Origin of the sequence: Streptomyces sp. NBC_00568 (assembly GCF_026341855.1) — a bacterium.
In the GTDB taxonomy this organism is placed as follows: Bacteria; Actinomycetota; Actinomycetes; order Streptomycetales; family Streptomycetaceae; genus Streptomyces.
Genome location: NZ_JAPENW010000001.1, coordinates 2,401,948 through 2,419,467, shown reverse-complemented (window position 1 = coordinate 2,419,467; position 17,520 = coordinate 2,401,948). Strand labels below are relative to the sequence as shown.

12 protein-coding genes and 1 riboswitch are annotated in these 17,520 nt (G+C 70.8%); of the genes, 7 read left to right on the top strand and 5 right to left on the bottom strand.

Features of this window, described 5'->3' with window-relative positions:
- Positions 1-232: 232 nt before the first annotated feature.
- Positions 233-2,251: a DNA helicase RecQ gene (recQ, locus tag OOK38_RS10385; protein WP_266765801.1), complete on the top strand. Its 2,019-nt coding sequence runs from the start codon at positions 233-235 to the stop codon at positions 2,249-2,251.
- Between the two features lie 147 nt (positions 2,252-2,398).
- Here the strand turns inward: recQ and fahA are convergent, their stop codons facing one another.
- Positions 2,399-3,628, bottom strand: coding sequence for a fumarylacetoacetase (fahA, locus tag OOK38_RS10380; RefSeq protein WP_266761584.1), 1,230 nt, complete (start codon positions 3,626-3,628; stop codon positions 2,399-2,401).
- 228 nt (positions 3,629-3,856) lie between these two features.
- Here fahA and OOK38_RS10375 point away from each other — a divergent pair, with 228 nt between their 5' ends.
- Positions 3,857-5,128 carry an ATP-grasp domain-containing protein gene (locus OOK38_RS10375; RefSeq protein WP_266761586.1) on the top strand — a complete coding sequence of 424 codons (1,272 nt, stop codon included), beginning with the start codon at positions 3,857-3,859 and terminating at the stop codon, positions 5,126-5,128.
- A gap of 27 nt (positions 5,129-5,155) precedes the next feature.
- Positions 5,156-6,379, top strand: a complete 1,224-nt coding sequence (locus tag OOK38_RS10370) for an FAD-dependent oxidoreductase (RefSeq protein ID WP_266761588.1) — start codon at positions 5,156-5,158, stop codon at positions 6,377-6,379.
- A gap of 210 nt (positions 6,380-6,589) precedes the next feature.
- Here OOK38_RS10370 and OOK38_RS10365 read toward each other — a convergent pair whose 3' ends face one another.
- A complete protein-coding gene (locus OOK38_RS10365) occupies positions 6,590-7,591 on the bottom strand; it encodes a hypothetical protein (protein ID WP_266761590.1) in 1,002 nt (333 codons plus the stop codon).
- 266 nt (positions 7,592-7,857) lie between these two features.
- On the opposite strand from OOK38_RS10365, the gene OOK38_RS10360 reads away from it, so the two are divergent.
- Positions 7,858-8,667, top strand: coding sequence for an HAD family hydrolase (locus OOK38_RS10360; protein ID WP_266761592.1), 810 nt, complete (start codon positions 7,858-7,860; stop codon positions 8,665-8,667).
- Positions 8,668-8,883: 216 nt separating this feature from the next.
- On the opposite strand, the gene OOK38_RS10355 is transcribed toward OOK38_RS10360, so the two are convergent.
- Positions 8,884-9,651 (bottom strand): LysM peptidoglycan-binding domain-containing protein, encoded by a 768-nt coding sequence (locus tag OOK38_RS10355; protein WP_266848365.1) that lies wholly within the window; start codon positions 9,649-9,651, stop codon positions 8,884-8,886.
- Between the two features lie 3 nt (positions 9,652-9,654).
- A riboswitch (cyclic di-AMP (ydaO/yuaA leader) is annotated at positions 9,655-9,816 on the bottom strand.
- An 829-nt stretch (positions 9,817-10,645) separates the two neighbouring features.
- Positions 10,646-12,643 (bottom strand): CocE/NonD family hydrolase, encoded by a 1,998-nt coding sequence (locus OOK38_RS10350; protein WP_266761595.1) that lies wholly within the window; start codon positions 12,641-12,643, stop codon positions 10,646-10,648.
- A gap of 463 nt (positions 12,644-13,106) precedes the next feature.
- On the opposite strand from OOK38_RS10350, the gene OOK38_RS10345 reads away from it, so the two are divergent.
- Positions 13,107-14,117, top strand: coding sequence for a polyprenyl synthetase family protein (locus OOK38_RS10345; protein ID WP_266761596.1), 1,011 nt, complete (start codon positions 13,107-13,109; stop codon positions 14,115-14,117).
- A gap of 8 nt (positions 14,118-14,125) precedes the next feature.
- Here OOK38_RS10345 and OOK38_RS10340 read toward each other — a convergent pair whose 3' ends face one another.
- Positions 14,126-14,665 carry a hypothetical protein gene (locus OOK38_RS10340; protein ID WP_266761598.1) on the bottom strand — a complete coding sequence of 180 codons (540 nt, stop codon included), beginning with the start codon at positions 14,663-14,665 and terminating at the stop codon, positions 14,126-14,128.
- A gap of 238 nt (positions 14,666-14,903) precedes the next feature.
- Between OOK38_RS10340 and OOK38_RS10335 the strand changes: the two genes are divergently transcribed.
- Complete coding sequence (locus tag OOK38_RS10335; RefSeq protein ID WP_266761600.1) at positions 14,904-15,947, top strand: CHRD domain-containing protein; 1,044 nt, start codon at positions 14,904-14,906, stop codon at positions 15,945-15,947.
- A gap of 275 nt (positions 15,948-16,222) precedes the next feature.
- Positions 16,223-17,494, top strand: coding sequence for a DUF2092 domain-containing protein (locus OOK38_RS10330; protein ID WP_266761602.1), 1,272 nt, complete (start codon positions 16,223-16,225; stop codon positions 17,492-17,494).
- Positions 17,495-17,520: the final 26 nt, after the last annotated feature.

Here is a 17,520-nt window from a genome sequence, read left to right as displayed (position 1 = left end):
GGCCCCCTCCTCCCGCCCGAGCAGCATGTCCCTCGGTCGCGAAGTGCCGCCATGCGAGCGGGGCCAACGGGTTGAACGCGGGCGGGCCTCGCCGTCCGGGGGAGTGAGACGGGCCGGGCGCCGTTGCGTAGGGAAGCCGGTCACTCGCAGCCTGTGGACAACTCTCGGACTGTCGGCGCGGACCCCTATCGTGGACGCTGTGGTCGAGGCGCGACGTACGGGGGACAGGACGATGGGCGGGACGGGTGTGATGACCGAAGCTGACGCGACGGAGACGCTGGGAGAGAGCGAGGCACTGGCCACCCTCCACCGGGTCTTCGGGTACGACGCCTTCCGAGGTGAGCAGGAAGCGGTCATCGAGCATGTGGTGGCGGGCGGTGACGCCGTCGTCCTGATGCCGACCGGTGGCGGCAAGTCCCTCTGCTATCAGATTCCTTCCCTGGTCAGACCGGGTACGGGCATCGTGGTCTCGCCGCTCATCGCGCTCATGCAGGACCAGGTGGACGCGCTGCGGGCGCTGGGCGTGAACGCCGGGTTCATGAACTCCACGCAGGACTTCGACGAGCGGCGCGTGGTCGAGGCCGAGTTCCTGGCCGGGGAGCTCGACCTGCTCTACCTCGCTCCGGAGCGGCTGCGGCTGGACAGCACGCTGGACCTGCTGTCCCGCGGGAAGATCTCCGTCTTCGCGATCGACGAGGCGCACTGTGTGGCCCAGTGGGGCCATGACTTCCGCCCCGACTATCTGGCGCTCTCGCTGCTCGGCGAGCGCTGGCCGGAGGTCCCGCGCATTGCGCTGACGGCCACGGCCACGCGGGCGACGCACAAGGAGATCACCCAGCGCCTGGGGATGCCGACGGCCCGCCACTTCGAGGCGAGCTTCGACCGCCCCAACATCCAGTACCGGATCGTTCCCAAGGCCGACCCGAAGAAGCAGCTGCTGTCCTTCCTGCGCGAGGAGCACGCGGGCGACGCGGGCATCGTCTACTGCCTCTCGCGCAACTCGGTGGAGAAGACAGCCGAGTTCCTCTCCCGCAACGGCATCGAGGCGGTGCCGTACCACGCGGGCCTGGACGCGGGCACCCGCGCCACCCACCAGTCGCGCTTCCTGCGCGAGGAGGGCCTGGTGGTGGTCGCCACGATCGCCTTCGGCATGGGCATCGACAAGCCGGACGTCCGGTTCGTCGCCCACCTCGACCTGCCGAAGTCAGTGGAGGGCTACTACCAGGAGACGGGCCGTGCCGGCCGCGACGGACTGCCGTCCACGGCCTGGATGGCGTACGGCCTTCAGGACGTGGTCCAGCAGCGCAAGATGATCCAGGGCTCGGAGGGGGACGAGGCGTTCCGGCGGCGGGCGGCCGCCCACCTGGACTCGATGCTCGCCCTGTGCGAGACGGCCCAGTGCCGGCGCTCGCAGCTCCTCGCCTACTTCGGCCAGGACCCGAACACCCCGGCCTGCGGCAACTGCGACACCTGCCTGACGCCCCCGGAGACCTGGGACGGCACGGTCGCGGCGCAGAAGCTGCTGTCCACGGTGGTGCGCCTCCAGCGTGAGCGGGGGCAGAAGTTCGGCGCGGGGCAGATCGTCGACATCCTGCTGGGGCGGCGGACCGCCAAGGTGATCCAGTTCGACCACGACCAGTTGTCCGTCTTCGGCATCGGCGAGGAGCTGGCGGAGTCCGACTGGCGGGGTGTCGTACGGCAGCTGCTGGCCCAGGGCCTGATCGCGGTCGAGGGCGAGTACGGCACGCTGGTGCTGACCGACGACAGCGGGACCGTGCTGCGACGGGAGCGCGATGTGCCGCTGCGCAAGGAGCCGCCGAAGCCGACCGCCTCCCGGTCGTCGGCACCCAAGGGCGAGCGCAAGGCCAAGGCGGCGGCTGCCGAGCTGCCCGCCGAGCTCGTCCCCGCTTTCGAGGCACTGCGTTCCTGGCGCGGCGAGCAGGCGCGCGAGCAGGGCGTCCCGGCGTACGTCATCTTCCACGACGCCACGCTGCGGGAGATCGCCACGGTGTGGCCCACGTCCGTGAAGGACCTCGGCGGTATCAGCGGGGTGGGCGAGAAGAAGCTGGCGACGTACGGGGAGGGCGTGATCGGAGTGCTCGCCTCGCTGGGCGCCGGCACGCCCGCGGCGGACCGGGGCGCCCCGGGCGTCCCCGCAGCTCAGGGTGTCCCGGCCGCGGCGACCGACGAGGGGCCCGACCCGGACTGGCCCGAGCTGGACCAGGAGCCGGAGCCCGAGGACTGGATGTAGCGCACGGGATATGTAGCGCACGGGTTGTAGAGCACTGGATGTAGAGCACTGGACAGAGACGGCTGGAGGTAAGGGGACCGGCCCGTCGGGCGGGTTCCGCGGGGTCACGGTGGCCAGGGTGCCGGCCACCGTGACGCGGACCTCGTCCTACTGGGGGACGGCCTGCGTGATGCGGCCCCGGACCTCGCCGAGGCCCACCCGGGTTCCGCCCGGCCCAGGCGCCCAGGCCGTCAGCGTGACCTCGTCGCCGTCCTCCAGGAACGTGCGCTTGCCGTCGGGGAGCTCGAGGGCGTCGCGTCCGTTCCAGGTGAGCTCGAGCAGAGAGCCGCGCTCACCCTCCGAGGGGCCGCTGACGGTTCCGGAGCCGTAGAGGTCGCCGGTGCGCAGGGAGGCGCCGTTGACCGTCATGTGGGCCAGCTGCTGAGCGGCCGTCCAGTACATGGTGGAGAAGGGGGGTTCGGAGACGACGTGGCCGTTGATGGCCACGGAGATGCGGAGGTCGTAGCCGCCGGGGTCTTCGGAGGCGTCGTCCAGATAGGGGAGGAGCGGGTGCGTGCGCGTGGGGGGCGCGACGCGGGCTTCGTCGAGGGCGTCGAGCGGAGTGATCCACGCCGACACGGATGTGGCGAAGGACTTGCCGAGGAAGGGGCCGAGGGGGACGTACTCCCAGGCCTGGATGTCGCGCGCCGACCAGTCGTTGAGGAGGCAGAGGCCGAAGACGTGGTCGCGGTAGTCACCCAGCCGCACCGGCCGGCCCATGTCCGAGGGGGTGCCGACCACGAAGCCGACCTCCGCCTCGATGTCCAGGCGGACCGAGGGGCCGAAGACGGGGGCGGCGTCCGCGGGGGCCTTGCGCTGGCCCGACGGGCGTACGACGTCCGTGCCGGAGACCACGATCGTGCCGGAGCGGCCGTGATAGCCGATCGGCAGGTGCTTCCAGTTGGGGGTGAGGGAGTCGGCGGCGTCGGGGCGGAAGATCTGGCCGACGTTCCGGGCGTGGTTCTCGGAGGCGTAGAAGTCGACGTAGTCCGCGACGGTGAACGGGAGGTGCAGCGTCACGTCGGAGAGGGGGTGGAGATGGGGAGCCAGGGTCTCCCGGTGGGCCGGGACGGTCACCCAGGCCGTCAGCGCGCGCCGGACGTCGGACCAGGCGGTGCGGCCCGCCGCGAGCAACGGATCGAGGGTCGGCTGCGCGAGCAGCCCGGCGTACGGGGAGCCGAGTGCCCGGGCCGCGGCGCCCGCGTCGAGGACATGGTCGCCGAGCCGGACGCCGACGCGCCGCTCGTGGTCGCCGTCCGGGCCGGTCAGGGAGAACACGCCGTACGGCAGGTTGTGCGGGCCGAAGGGATCGCCCTCGGGGACATCGAAGGGGGGCATCGGTTGGTGCCTCGCTTTCGGATTCGTACTCGCCATGTGATCCATGCGTTCCACGCGTTTCATGTGGTCGAGGCACACGTTACGGGGGAGTGACCATGCTGGGGCAGTGCCTAAAGAGTTTGCAATGTCCGAATTGACCTTGTCGGACGTGGCAATTCCGGCTTAGCGTCCTTTGGGGGACACGGACGGGGTGGGTCCGGTCCGTAGGGGGGACATGTGGGGGGACCCATGGCCAGGAGCTCCAGGAGTGTGACGGCCGACGTCGACCGGGAAGTTCCGGGCCTCATCGTGAAGTTCGGAGACTATCCGCTGCACCACGGCGGGGTGGGCGCCATACGGAGTCTGGGCCGACTCGGCATTCCGATGTATGCGATAACCGAGGACCGCTACACACCGGCCGCGAGTTCACGCTATCTGCGCCGCGCCTTCGTCTGGCCGACCACCGGGACGGAGGAACCCGAGCGGCTCGTCGAGGGACTGCTGCGCATCGGCCGGCGCATCGGCCGGCCCACGGTGCTCGTCCCGACGGACGAAGAGGCCGCCGTACTGATCGCCGAGCACCAGGAGGAACTGGCCGGCCCCTTCCTCTTCCCGCGCGTGGACGCCAGGCTGCCCCGCAGGCTGGCCAGCAAACAGGGGCTGCACGAACTGTGCGTGGAGCACGGCATACCCAGCCCCGCGGCGGCCTTTCCGCAGTCGTACGACGAGATCGAGGCGTTCGCCGAGAAGGCCGGCTTCCCGCTCGTCGCCAAGAACCGCGAGGCGTTCGTGCGCCGCAGCCGGCCCGCGGTGAACGGCACGACGAGGATCGCGACCCGCGAGGGGCTGCTCGCCCTGGCCCGGGACTGGGGTCCGCAGCCCGGCGTGATCCTCCAGGAGTACCTGCCGAGGGAGGAGGCGGAGGACTGGATCGTGCACGCGTACTTCGGCGCGGACTCGGCACCGCTCGCGATGTTCACGGGGGTGAAGGTCCGCTCCTGGCCGCCGCACGCGGGAATGACGGCGAACGCGTACGTCGTCGACAATCCGGAACTCGCCGACCTCGCCGCGCGTTTCATCAAACAGATCGGCTTCAGCGGAATCATCGACCTCGACCTGCGATTCGACCGCCGCGACGGCCGGTACAAGCTCCTCGACTTCAACCCACGCATGGGCGCGCAGTTCCGGCTCTTCGAGAACGAGTCGGGGATCGACGTAGTCCGTGCCATGCATCTCGACCTGACCGGGCGCGCCGTTCCGGAGGGGGAACAGCGGGCCGGTCACCGGTACATCGTGGAGAACATCGACCTGCCGGCCCTGCTCGCCTACCGGCGCAGCGGCTATACGACACCGCACGCGCCGACCCGCGCGAGCGGCACGGAGCTGGCATGGCTCGCGGGTGACGACCTGCGGCCGTTCTTCATGATGCTGGCGCGCTTCGTACGGCCGGGCGCCAAGCATCTCCATCAGCTGTGGCGGACCAACCGCCTCGGCAGCACCAACAGTTCTACCGCGAAGTAGGCGTAGTACGTCCTGGGGAGGGACTTCGTGATTCATCCGGTAGCAGTCATCGGTGCGGGGCCGTTCGGCCTGTCGACCGCCGCCCATCTGCGGGCGCGTGGAGTCCCGGTGCGTGTCTTCGGCGAGCCCATGGTGAGCTGGCGCGATCACATGCCCGAGGGAATGCTCCTCAAGTCGACTCCGGTCGCCTCCAGTATCGACGCCCCGCAGCGTGGCCACACACTCGCCGACTACTGCGACGCGGCGGGGACGCGGCGTCTGGTCACCGACGAGGACATCATCCCGGTCGAGACGTTCATCGCGTACGGGGAGTGGTTCCAGCAGAAACTCGTGCCCGAGCTGGAGCGGGTGCGGGTCGTGTCGATCGACCGGAAGGGCGTCCGGGAGGGGGGCGACCCGTCCGGCGGGTTCGAACTCAAGCTGGACTCGGGAGAGTTGTTCACCGCGCGGGCGGTCGTGGTGGCCACCGGACTGTCCGGGCTGGCCCATCTGCCTCCCGAGCTCGCGGGCGCGGCCGCCGACGGTCCCACGCCGACCGGCCCGGTCTCGCACAGTTCGCAGCAGCACGACCTGAGCCGCTTCTCCGGCAAGGAGCTGATAGTCGTCGGCGCGGGGCAGTCCGCCCTGGAGACGGCGGCGCTCGCGGCGGAGGCCGGCGCGCAGGTGCGGGTGGTGTCCCGGGGCAAGGGCGCCGTCGACTTCGGCACGCCGCCGTGGAACCAGCCCAGGCTGCGACCCGAGTCGCCGTTCGGGCGCGCCTGGTCCCTGTGGGCGCTCAGCTACTACCCGCATCCCTACCGCTATCTGCCCGCCCGGTCCCGGCACTACCTGGTCCGCCGTGTGCTCGGTCCCCTCGGCGCCTGGTGGCTCCGCGACCGTTTCGAGGGCAAGGTCGCGGTCCGCGAGGTCCGGCGGATCGTCCGCGCCGGGGTCACCGACGGCGGCCCCGTCCTCACCGTGCAGACCCATGGCGGCCGGGTGGACGAGCTGTCCGCCGATCACGTCATCGCCGCGACCGGCTACCGCGTCGACATCGCCGCGATGGACTTCCTCGGGCACGAGCTCCGCACGGAGCTGGCGGTGAGCCGCGGTGCACCGAAGCTCGGTGCCGGGTACCGGTCCTCCGTGCCCGGGCTGTACTTCACGGGTCTGCCGGCGGCGGCCTCGTACGGTCCGGTGATGCGGTTCGTGTGCGGGACGGAGTTCGCCTCACCGCGGTTGGCCAGGCATCTGGTGGCCGCACACGGGTGAGGCGAGGACAGCCGAGGGCACGGCAGCCGGTGGTGACGGCAGCCGACGGTGCGGGCGGCCGACGGTGACGACCATCGGCGGTGCGGATGGTCGGCGGTGCGGGCGGGCGCCGGTGACGGCCACCGGCGGTGCGGGCGGGCGCCGGGCGGGGCCGAGGGCTGCGTCCGGCCGCCGTCCCGGCCGCCCCGTACGTCCCGGCCGTCCCGTACGTCAGGGCTCCTCCGTGAGGGTCCAGGCGGCCGAGTCGCGGGGTGGGGCGGGGCGGACGGCCCACGCGCGGAGGTCGCCGTCGGATTCGGGGGAGCCCGAGGGCAGTACGCCCCTGGAGTCGGGTTCGAAGTAGAGGCGGTACGCCCAGAATTCGGGGAGTTCGTGCCCCAGGAGGTCCTTTCCCATGGGCTTGAGCTCCTCCGCCGCGTAGCGTTCGTTGATCCTGGCGACGGACTCCGCGCGGGAGACGCCGAAGCGGGTCACGAGTACGTCGGCCATGGCGCGGAAGTACTCGAGCCACTCCGCGTCGAGACGGATCAGGAACTCCTCGGTCCTCGGCGCGCTTTCATAGATGGCGCCCTGCTGCCAGGCCATGAAGTCGGCAATGGACTCGGGTGGGTTGGCGGCCCGGGTGGCCTCGATCTCCCACCCCGGGCAGTCCATGTCGAAGACGACGACGGGGAGTGCGCGGCCGAAGATCTCCGCGAGGCGGCCATCGGCGTGGAGACGGCGGGCCAGGTCGATGACGGCGTCGTAGAAGTGGAGCCGGAGAAGGTCGGACCTGGCGTCCAGTTCCTCCTCCTCTTCCTCCGGAAGGTCCATGGTGAGGAAGTCGTGGTCACCGTCGAACCAGATGCCCAGTTCCTTGACCTCGTCCACGTACAGAGGGCTGCCGGCGGGGTCTTCGGGGATGTTGCCCAGCATCTCGAAGCCGTCCAGCAGCCAGAGGGCGTAGTTCCAGCGGGCCTCGCCGGGGTCCTCCGGGTAGGTCTCCCGCTCGTACTGGGTCTCGGTGTTGTAGCCGATGGCGACGTACGGGTGGCGCTCGTCCCCGTCGATCCGCCAGATCCGGAAGGACAGGGCGTAGATCTCGGACCGGAGGAATTCGGGGAAGCGCCGGATCACGGCTTCGGCAGAGGTGCGGAGGTGTTGCCGGAAGGGGGTCACCGCGCCGGAAGGGCGGGGAAGCCGCGCAGGGGGCTCGAAGGACTCAAAGGACATGTCTCTCCCCGGACTTGTCATGGTGATCGGCGATTCCTGGAGCGGTGTGTGCCGCCGCCGGGTCGGCCCGCCGCCGCCGGGCGGTGTTGGGGTGTTGTGGTCGGTCATGTGCGGGAAAGTCGGTGTGGGCGGAAGTGGACCTTGCGTGATCCGAAGCGGTCGCAACGCGCTAACCACCGTACGGTGAACGGCGTTGCTGACGGGATACCGGACGTCGTCCGGTTCACGCCGGGCCCATGAGTCGTTCGATCCGTATTCTTCGGATCATGGCCGCTCCGACTGCATATTCACTCATCGCCACTGACCTGGACGGAACGCTGCTGCGCGGCGACGACACCCTCTCCGACCGGTCGCGGGCCGCGTTGGCGAAGGTGGCCCAGGCGGGTGCCCAGCACCTCGTGGTGACGGGCCGCCCCGCGCCGCGCGTGCGACCGCTCCTCGACGAACTCGGCGGTGAGGGGCTGGCGGTGTGCGGGCAGGGGGCGCAGTTGTACGACGCCGGGGCGGACCGGATGCTGTGGTCGGTGACCCTGGACAGGGAACTGGCGGAGACGGCGCTCGGCAAGATCGAGGCGGAGGTCGGGCTGCTGTACGCGGCGGTCGACCAGGACGGCGTGGACGGGCTGACGCTCATCGAGCCGGGATACGTGATGCCCCATCCGACCCTGCCGGCGGTGCGGGTGCGGCGGCGGGACGACCTCTGGTCGGAGCCGATCAGCAAGGTGCTGCTCCGCCACCCGTCCTTGTCCGACGACGAGTTGGCGTCCGCGGCGCGGGGAGTGGTCGGTTCGCTGGCGACGGTCACCATGTCCGGGCCCGGCACCGTCGAACTCCAGCCATGCGGGGTGACCAAGGCGACGGGCCTCGCTCTCGCCGCGGCGCACCTCGGACTCACCCCGGGCGCGACGCTCGCCTTCGGCGACATGCCCAATGACATCCCGATGTTCGACTGGGCCGCCCGTGGTGTGGCGATGGCCAACGCCCACCCGGAACTCAAGTCGGTGGCCGACGAGGTCACCCTGTCGAACGAGGACGACGGAATCGCGGTCGTCCTGGAACGCCTCTTCGGCTTCTAGGGATCGGTCGCCCGTTCCGGGGGTCCGTCTGCGGTCCATCCGCTTCAGGATCTGCCTGTTCCAGGGACCGGCCACGCGAGGAACGCGACCGTTCCAGGTACCGGTCACGCGAGGAACGTGACCGTTCCAGCGACCGGCCACGCGAGGAACGCGCCAGGCAACGCGCCCGCCGGCGGCCCCGGAAGGTGCCGCCGGCGGGTGATGGTGAGGGTGTGATCAGTAGGCGCCGTTGACGTTGTCGATGGAGCCGTAGGTCTTCGCCGCGTAGTTGCAGGCGGCGGTGATGTTCGCGACCGGGTCGTAGGGGTCCATCGACGTGCCGGGGACGTGGAAGGCCCGGAACGTGGGGTCGATGACCTGGAGCAGACCCTTGGAGGGGGTGCCCGCGACGGCGTTGGAGTCCCAGTTGTTGATGGCGAGCGGGTTGCCGGAGGACTCGCGCATCACGTTGCGGTAGATGCCGTCGTAGCTGCCCGGGGTGCCCTCCTTCGCCATGATGTCCAGGGATTCCTTGATCCAGCCGTCGAGGTTGTTCGTGTACGTCTTGGCGGAGGCCTGGGTGGCGGTGGCCGCGGAGGACTTGGCTACGGCCGGGGTCGCCTTCGCCGTCTTGGCCGCCGTCGACTTCAGCGTCTTCGTGCCCACGGTCAGCTTCAGGCCCGGGCGGATCAGGGCGGGGTTGTCGCCGATGACCGCGCGGTTCGCCTTGTACAGCTTCTTCCAGCCACCGCTCTCGGGGTGCTTCTTCGCCACCTTGGACAGGGTGTCGCCCGCGACCACCTTGTAGGTGATGAGCTGGACGTTCGGGACCACGGCGGTCTTGGCGGCCTTCGTGAGCTGGGGGGCCTGCGCCGGGGTCGCCGCGTGGGCGCCTGTCGCGCTCACGAGCGGCAGGGCGAGTGCGATGCCGCCCGTTCCGGCGGCGATCATGCCCCGGGTGATGACGTTGGTCTTCGTGCGGCGGTGCTTGCCTCGTGCGGGCATGACGAATGTCCTCTCCGGCGCCTGCGAGGTGAGCTGTCGGGTTCGGGCGGGAGATGCCCGGCCGCGTTTTTGGGCGCGGCTTCACCCCTAGCCGGTCCGGTGTGTCCGGATCGGCGGCTTACCTGTGGGTCCCCCGCTCCTGCCGTGCGTGGGTGGGTGGGTATCCGGGCGGCGGCAGGATTCGGCGATCCGCCCGGGATCGACGAGAACGTATGCGAGAGCACATGTCCGGAACAAGGCCAGATGTGGCTACGAAGATCGCTTTCGCCTGTTTGGGGCAAGGGGGAAACGTCCGATTAGAGCGGAATTGAATCCTCAACTTGCCTTTGGCAAATGGGTTGGCGAGGGGGCGGAGTGGGTCGGCACCCGGGCTCACGGGTGACTCAACTCACGAGACCAAGGGTCATCAAGGCGGCATGCCGGGCAACTCGGGCATTGTGCTTCCGGCTGTCAGGGGCGCCGAGTTCCCGGAGGGCGGCAATCGGCCCCCCGCGCAGAGGGATTCGGTGCCGTGGGGCTCGTGGGGGAAGCGACCCGTACCGGGCCGAGGCGCGGGCCCGGCGGGTCGGGCCGGACCGGTCGCGGGCCGAGCCGGGACGGACGTAGGGCGAGCCGGGGCGATCGCGGGGTGAACCGCCGCCCTTGGCGGGGGTGTTCGCCGTACGTGTTCCAGGCCGGCGTCGGAACGCCGGGCGGACCGAGGCCGGCCTGAGCGGCGCATGCGGGGTCGGCCTGAGCGGTGCACCCGGGCGGGCATGGGCGGCGCATCCAGGCGTGCGTGAGCGGCGCATCCGGGCGGGCACCTGCGGCGCATCGAGGCCGGGGAGAGTCGCGCGTCCGGGCAGGGAGGGGCGATGCGTCCGGGCAGGGAGGAGGGATGCGTCCGGGGCGGGGCGAGCGGCGTGTCGATGGTCGTACGGAGGCGAACTCCCGCTCGCGCGAGCCCTGTCGGCCGATCGCACGGGGCGGGAACTCCCGCCCGTGCGGCCGCGTGTCAGCCCGCCGTGCGCGGGATTCTCTTCTCCCAGGTCCGGTGGAAGACGACCTCGTCGCCGTCCTTGCAGACGACCTCGTTGGACGTGATGAAGTCCTGCGCGTCGCAGCTGATGGTGGAGGCCGTCTCGACGCGGGCGTCCCACGGCAGGTCCGGGCGGTGCAGACGGATCGACCAGGTCGAGCGGGCGTGGGCGGACAGCGGGTCGGACGCGTCGATCGTGTACGTCTCCCGCGCGTCCTCCGTGCATTCGAGGCCGTCGGGATACGCGCGGGTGCCGCCGAGGCACGGGTCGACCTCCAGGCGCCAGGTGCCCGCGGCCACGTCGCGCAGGACCAGGCGTTCCGGACGGGGTTCGTCCAGCGTCTCGGAGACGGCCACGCCGAGGGGCTCCGCCTCCTCCGGTTCCCCGAAGGTGATGGAGGGGTCCGACTCCCTTGTCCGTACCGGGAGTTCGAGGGCGCTGCCGATGGGGTCGAGGGTGAAGCCCGCCTCCGAGCCCGGCTGGGGCCAGATCCAGGGCCAGTAGGCGGAGGAGACGCTCAGACGGATGCGGTGGCCCGCCGGGAACGCGTAGCCGATGCCGTTCAGGTCGAACGCCACGTTCTCCGTGGTGCCGGGTTCCGCGGGAACCGTCCGGTCGCGGCCGCGGCGCGCCGACAGGTTCAGGGCCCCTCGGGTGACGAGCGTGGACGCTCCGTCGGGGGCCACGTCGCAGAGGCGGGCGATCACCTGGCCCCTGGGTGACGCGGACGTCAGCCGCAGATCGACCCGCGGGCGGCCCAGCACCCAGGTCTCCGCCGGTACCTCGAACTCGAAGCAGGCCGACCGGGCGTCCTCCTCCCGCTGGTCCGGTGGGAGGTCGGCGGCGTTGCCGAAGGGGAAGAAGCGGCCCGCGTCGACCCCCGTGTGCTGCGGGGACCGCACCGGCACCGGGGTGCCCTGGAGCGCGTACGTGATCGGGGTCACCGAGGGTGAGGGCCAGGCCGGGTCGCCGACCCAGCGGCCGGGAAGTTCCTCGTAGACGGTCGCCGGAGGGTGCGCGTCCATCACGTACGAGCGCAGGAGGGGGACGGAGAGCGCGCCCGTGTCCTCGTCCCGGAGCCAGTGGTCCCACCAGCGGAGCGTCTCCTGGAGGAAGCCGATGGCCGGTCCGGGCGGCAGGCCCCGGTCCGGGTACTGGTGCGACCAGGGACCGATGAGACCGCGTACGCGATCCGGCGGCAGGTTCTCCACCAGGCGCAGCACCGTGTCGCGGTACGGGTCGTGCCAGCCGCCGACCGCGAGGACCGCCGCGCGGATCGAGCCGAAGTCCTCGCGGACGCTGCCGTGCCGCCAGTACGCGTCCCGGGTCTGGTGCGCCAGCCAGGTGTGGATGAAGGGGTCGACCGCCTCCAGCCGGCTCACCCACATGTCGCGCCACATGACCTCGCCCACGTGCAGCGGGTCCGGCGGGCGGGCGGCGAAGGCGAGCAGGGTGGCCGCCCAGGAGTGCGTGTCGACGGCGAGGACGGAACCTCCCGCGTAGTGCCCGTCGTTGTCATAGCGGTCGTCCGTCGAGCAGACCGTGACGACCGCCTTGAGCGGCTCGGGCGCGCGGGCCGCGATCTGGAGGGAGTTGAAGCCGCCCCAGGAGATCCCGAACATGCCGACCCTGCCGGTGCACCAGGGCTGGGCGGCCAGCCACGTGATCACCTCCACCCCGTCGGCCGGCTCGGTCTCGGAGTACTCGTCCGTCGGCATGCCCTCCGAGTTGCCGTGGCCGCGCACGTCCACGCGGACGGAGGCGTAGCCGTGTCCGGCGTACCAGGGGTGGCGCTGCCGGTCGCGCGGTGCAGTCCAGTCGGTCAGGCGGTACGGGCTGTACTCCAGGAGCGCCGGTACGGGCTCCTCGGTCAGCGGGCGCCAGATCCGGGCGTACAGACGGGTGCCGTCCGAGAGAGGGACGAGGACGTCCTCGTGAGTGGTCTCGTAGGGGAAGGACGTACGGATGTGCATGAGCCACCTCAGTGGACGGGCTGCATCTCGGAGGGCGGGGCATCTCGGAGGGCGGGGTCATCGTGCGGCGCGGCCGGGGGGTGAGGGCCTCACGTCCGGGCCTGACTCGTTCTCGGCGGAGCTACGGGACACAGTCACTGCTTCCGGGCACTTCGGGGTATGTCGTCCTGTATCGGTTCGGATCGGCTGATCATGAACATACCGTCGGTGGTCGGGTGGCGCCCGCGAGTCGGGGTACCCGCCTATGGGGCAGGCAGGTGCTTCCCGTGTGCCTTCCGGGTGTACTCCCGTATAGCTGCTGGCGGAGCGAAGTCGGCCGGGGGACGGTGGGCGCTCGTGGTGATCGAAACGTGACCGGATACGCTGACTTGAGTGATGGCAGCGACACATCGACAAACCGTGTCATCGACCGAATGATCGACCGAGTTCGCCATGTGATCGTCAGCAGACAGGAGAACCTCTCGTGACCGTCGTCGGGCCGTTCGGGCTGAGCGTGCGGGACCAGGCTCTCGAAGCCGATGTCCAGGCCGGATTGGCGGCTGTCGAGGAGGGTTTGCTCGAAGCCACCAAGAGCGAGGTCCCGTTCATCACGGAAGCCGCCCAGCACCTCGTGCGTGCCGGTGGGAAGCGGTTCAGGCCGCTGCTCGTGATGCTCGCCGCGCAGTTCGGTGACCCGTACGCGCCGGGTGTCGTTCCCTCGGCCGTGGTCGTCGAGCTGACCCATCTCGCCACGCTGTACCACGACGACGTGATGGACGAGGCCGAGGTCCGGCGCGGGGTGGACAGCGCCAACGTGCGCTGGGGCAACTCGCTGGCCGTCCTCACGGGTGACTTCCTCTTCGCCCGCGCCTCGTACATCCTGGCCGACCTCGGGCCCGAGGCCGTCCGTATCCAGGCCGAGGCGTTCGAGCGGCTCGTGACCGGGCAGATCCTGGAGACCGCGGGGCCGCGCGACGGGCGCGATCCGGTCGACCACTACCTCGACGTGCTCAGCGGCAAGACCGGTTCGCTGGTCGCCGTCGCGTGCCGGTTCGGGGCGATGATGTCGGGGGCCGACGAGACGGTCGTGGACGTGCTGACGCAGTACGGGGAGCGGCTGGGCGTCGCCTTCCAGCTCGCGGACGACGTCCTCGACATCGCGTCCGACTCGCACGAGTCCGGCAAGACGCCGGGGACCGATCTGCGCGAGGGGATTCCCACGCTGCCGGTGCTGCGGCTGCGTGAGCGCGCGGAGCGGCTGGGGCTCGCCGAGGACATCGCGCTGTGCGAGCTGCTGGACTCCGACCTGACGGACGACGCGCGGCACGCCGAGGCGCTGGCCCGGCTGCGGGAGCACCCCGCGCTGGAGCAGGCGCGCAGGGACACCGTGCGCTACGCGGAGGACGCGCGGGCCGCGCTGGCACCGCTGCGCGAGTGCGACGCGAAGGCCGCCCTGGTCGAGCTGGTGGACGCCGTGGTGCACCGGGCCGGCTGAGACGGCCGTCAGTAGCCTCCTCCTCCTGTGCCCGGGGACGCCGGTGCCGGTGTGGTGATCTTCGCTCCGGTGGGTGTCACGGCGAACCACGTTCCGTCCACGCCCTGGCCAAGGGCCTCCTTCGGCTTGTCGTCCTTGGCGTAGCGGTAGAGGGGCCAGCCGGCGAGGGTCAGTTGGGTGCCGCCGTCGGTGCGCTTCACCGTGGAGACCAGGCTCTTGTCGACGCCGTTCGTGGTCACACCGCCCTGGGTCGTGGCCGGCGGCCAGACCTGGGCGCAGGTGTCGTAACAGCTGACCCTGGTCGGGTTCGCCGAGTCCGCGTCGAAGCGGTACAGGACGTACCCCTTGCTGTCGGTCACGACCGTGCCCAGTTTTCCGACCTCGGCGGTGTTCAGCGTCGCTGTCGCCGGTCCCGTGGAGCCGGTGCTCTTCGCGGAGCCGTCCCCGCCTCCGCTTCCGCCCCCTCCGCCTCCGCATCCGGAGAGCGTGAGCGCCAGGACGGCGGCGCCCGTGGCGGCGTATCCCGTGATGTGCCTGATGGCGAGCATGGCGATCCCTCGATCCTCGATCCGTCGCCCCCTGGAGTGCTGGGCGATCCTGATCGCTGCCACCCGTAAGTACGGATTCAAGCCGTTTTCCGCTCGAATGGCCGCCGGATTTGATCGGCTCTGTGAATGTGATGGGCGTCACACTCTTGGATTGAGTCCAGGATCGGATCGAGTCCGTACCTCTGCGCAGAAGCTGACGCAGGGGGCGTCGGCCGAGTTACGGGGAGAAAACAGAATCATGGGATCGAACGCCACGTTCACGACACGTCGCAAGAGCCTGATCCTGACCGGTGTCGCGGTGGCCGCGGCGGCCGGGGTCGCCGCCGCCGTCATCCCGGCGGTCGCCGCCGACCACGGAGGCCACGGCGGGAAGAACGCCACGAGCCACAGCGAGAACAGCGGTACGAACCACTCCGGGCACGACGACTCGACCATCGTCACGCAGCACGGAGTCATGGGCGGCACGGGCGGCACCATCCTCGCCGCCAGTCTGCGCGGCGCCGCCGAGGTGCCCGTCCAGGGCGGCCCCGCCGTCGGCGACAAGGACGGCGCGGCGCTGGAGTTCATCAAGGTCAAGGGCGACAAGGTGTCCGTGGCCGTCACCTGGCGCGGCACCGGCAGGCCCACCCTGCTCCACATCCACCAGGGCGCCAAGGGAGCCAACGGCGGCGTCAAGGTCGACTCCGGCAAGCTGCTCGACCGGATCAAGGGCCACAGCGTCGTCGGGACCGTCAAGGTCGAGGACGCGGCCCTGCTCGACGCTCTGAAGACCGACCCCGGTTCGTTCTACGCCAATCTGCACACCGCCGAGTTCCCGGGCGGGGCGGTCCGCGGCCAGCTCCACAAGGTCACGAGCACCTTCGACTTCGGGAACGCCCTGCACAACTTCCAGGCGTCCGTGGTCAAGGGCAGGCAGATCTACGAGTGCAAGCCGGCCGAGGGCGGTGGCTACGCCTTCGCCCAGCGCGATGTGGCGGCCCGGCTCGGCGGCCACATCGCCCACTCCTTCGTGAAGCCCAACTCCGGTACCCCGCAGTGGGTCGCGCCCGACCGCAGCGCGGTCACCGGCGCGCTGATCGCGAAGACCCCGAACGGCGCAACGAACATCCCCGAGCTCGACCTCAGGGCCACGCAGTCGGGCCGGCACCACGGCCTGCTGGCCGGCACACAGGAGATCCTGCGCCTGAACACCGTGGGCGGCGTCGCCCCGGCAGGCTCCTGCTCGCCGGGCACGATCGTGGGTGTCCCCTACCAGGCCGACTACGTGTTCGTGCAGCGCTGAGGCGAACGCCCGGCCGGAATCCCGCCGATTCCGGCCGGGCGCGCGGCCGGGGCGGCGCCTCGTCCGGCACGACCCCTACGGGTCGGGCGAGGCGCCGCCCCCTCACGTCATACCGCAGGACTACGCGGAGTTGAGTCCGGGGAGTGACGCTTCGATCCCGCCGATTTGGTCAGATGGACAACACCACTCCTCACCGGTTCGGGTGAGAATGGCGGCTTAGGGGTGGAGCAGGGCACGACGGTAGGGCCGCCGCCGACGACGGAGGTAAGGCACACATGGCACCGTACGCATCCGACGACAGCGCGAGGGCCACCGGGGCCGACGACGCCGACGACCCGCGCGCCGGGCGACGCAAGGCCGCGCGGTACGTCGTTCCGGTCGCGGTGGTGGGGGTGGCGGCGGCGACGATCGGGCTCGTCCCGGCACTCGCCGACTCCGGAGACCCCGACCTGCCGAAGGTCACCGCTCAGCAACTCATCGAGAAGATCGCCAAGTCGGACGTCCAGCAGCTGTCCGGCACGGTCAAGATCAGCACCGATCTCGGACTGCCGAACCTGGGCGGCCTGGAGAGCAGCTTCGCGTCGGGTGCCGCCCGAGGCGACGGAGGCTCCTCCGCGGACCCGCAGTCCAAGCTCCTCGAACTGGCCTCGGGCACGCACACGCTGCGCGTCGCCGCCGACGGCCCGGACAAGGGCAAGGTCTCCCTCCTGGAGGGTGCCGCCGAGTACAGCGTCATCCACAACGGCAAGGACGTGTGGGGGTACGACAGCAAGTCGAACGAGGTCTACCACGCGACGTCCGCCGAGTCCGGGGGTGCCGAGGAGAAGGCGCCGCGGGATGTCCCGGCCACGCCCAAGGGTCTCGCCGACGAGGCACTCAAGGCCGTGGACGAGACGACCTCCGTGACCGTCGACGGCACCGCGCACGTCGCGGGCCGCGACGCCTACAGGCTGGTCATCAAGCCCAGGCAGTCCGGCTCCACGGTCGGCGCGATCAGCATCGCGGTGGACGCGAGGACGGGCCTGCCGCTGAAGTTCACGCTGACCCCGGCGAGCGGTGGCGCGGCCGTCGTGGACGCGGGCTTCACCCGGGTCGACTTCTCCAAGCCGGCCGCGTCGACCTTCGCCTTCACCCCGCCCAAGGGCGCGAAGGTCACCGAGGGCGACGAGCACGAGGGTGTGAAGGGCGACACGCCGAAGGACCTGCGCGGCGACACGTGGAAGGGCGCGGAGAAGGCGCGGCCGGGGGCCGGCGAAGGTCCGGCCGGGGGCCTCGACGGCCTGAAGACCATCGGCGAGGGCTGGAACTCCATCGCCGTGTTCGAGACCGGCGGCCAGGGCCTGCCGACCGGCGCGTCCGGCTCGACCGGCAACAGTGACGTCGACGGCTTCCTCAACTCCCTCGGCGACCACGTCACCGGCAAGTTCGGCTCGGGCACGGTCTTCTCGACCCGCCTGGTCAACGCGCTGATCACGGACGACGGCAAGGTGTACGCCGGTGCCGTCACCAAGGCCGCGCTGGTGAAGGCGGCCAACGCGGCCCAGTAGGTCCCAGGAGAGCCGAACCGAGGGAG

Coding starts and splice junctions, on each gene's coding strand:
- recQ (WP_266765801.1), top strand. CDS start 233: ATGGGCGGGACGGGTGTGATGACCGAAGCTGACGCGACGGAGACGCTG.
- fahA (WP_266761584.1), bottom strand. CDS start 3,628: ATGCCCCCCTTCGATGTCCCCGAGGGCGATCCCTTCGGCCCGCACAAC.
- OOK38_RS10375 (WP_266761586.1), top strand. CDS start 3,857: ATGGCCAGGAGCTCCAGGAGTGTGACGGCCGACGTCGACCGGGAAGTT.
- OOK38_RS10365 (WP_266761590.1), bottom strand. CDS start 7,591: ATGTCCTTTGAGTCCTTCGAGCCCCCTGCGCGGCTTCCCCGCCCTTCC.
- OOK38_RS10360 (WP_266761592.1), top strand. CDS start 7,858: ATGGCCGCTCCGACTGCATATTCACTCATCGCCACTGACCTGGACGGA.
- OOK38_RS10355 (WP_266848365.1), bottom strand. CDS start 9,651: ATGCCCGCACGAGGCAAGCACCGCCGCACGAAGACCAACGTCATCACC.
- OOK38_RS10350 (WP_266761595.1), bottom strand. CDS start 12,643: ATGCACATCCGTACGTCCTTCCCCTACGAGACCACTCACGAGGACGTC.
- OOK38_RS10340 (WP_266761598.1), bottom strand. CDS start 14,665: ATGCTCGCCATCAGGCACATCACGGGATACGCCGCCACGGGCGCCGCC.
- OOK38_RS10335 (WP_266761600.1), top strand. CDS start 14,904: ATGGGATCGAACGCCACGTTCACGACACGTCGCAAGAGCCTGATCCTG.
- OOK38_RS10330 (WP_266761602.1), top strand. CDS start 16,223: ATGGCACCGTACGCATCCGACGACAGCGCGAGGGCCACCGGGGCCGAC.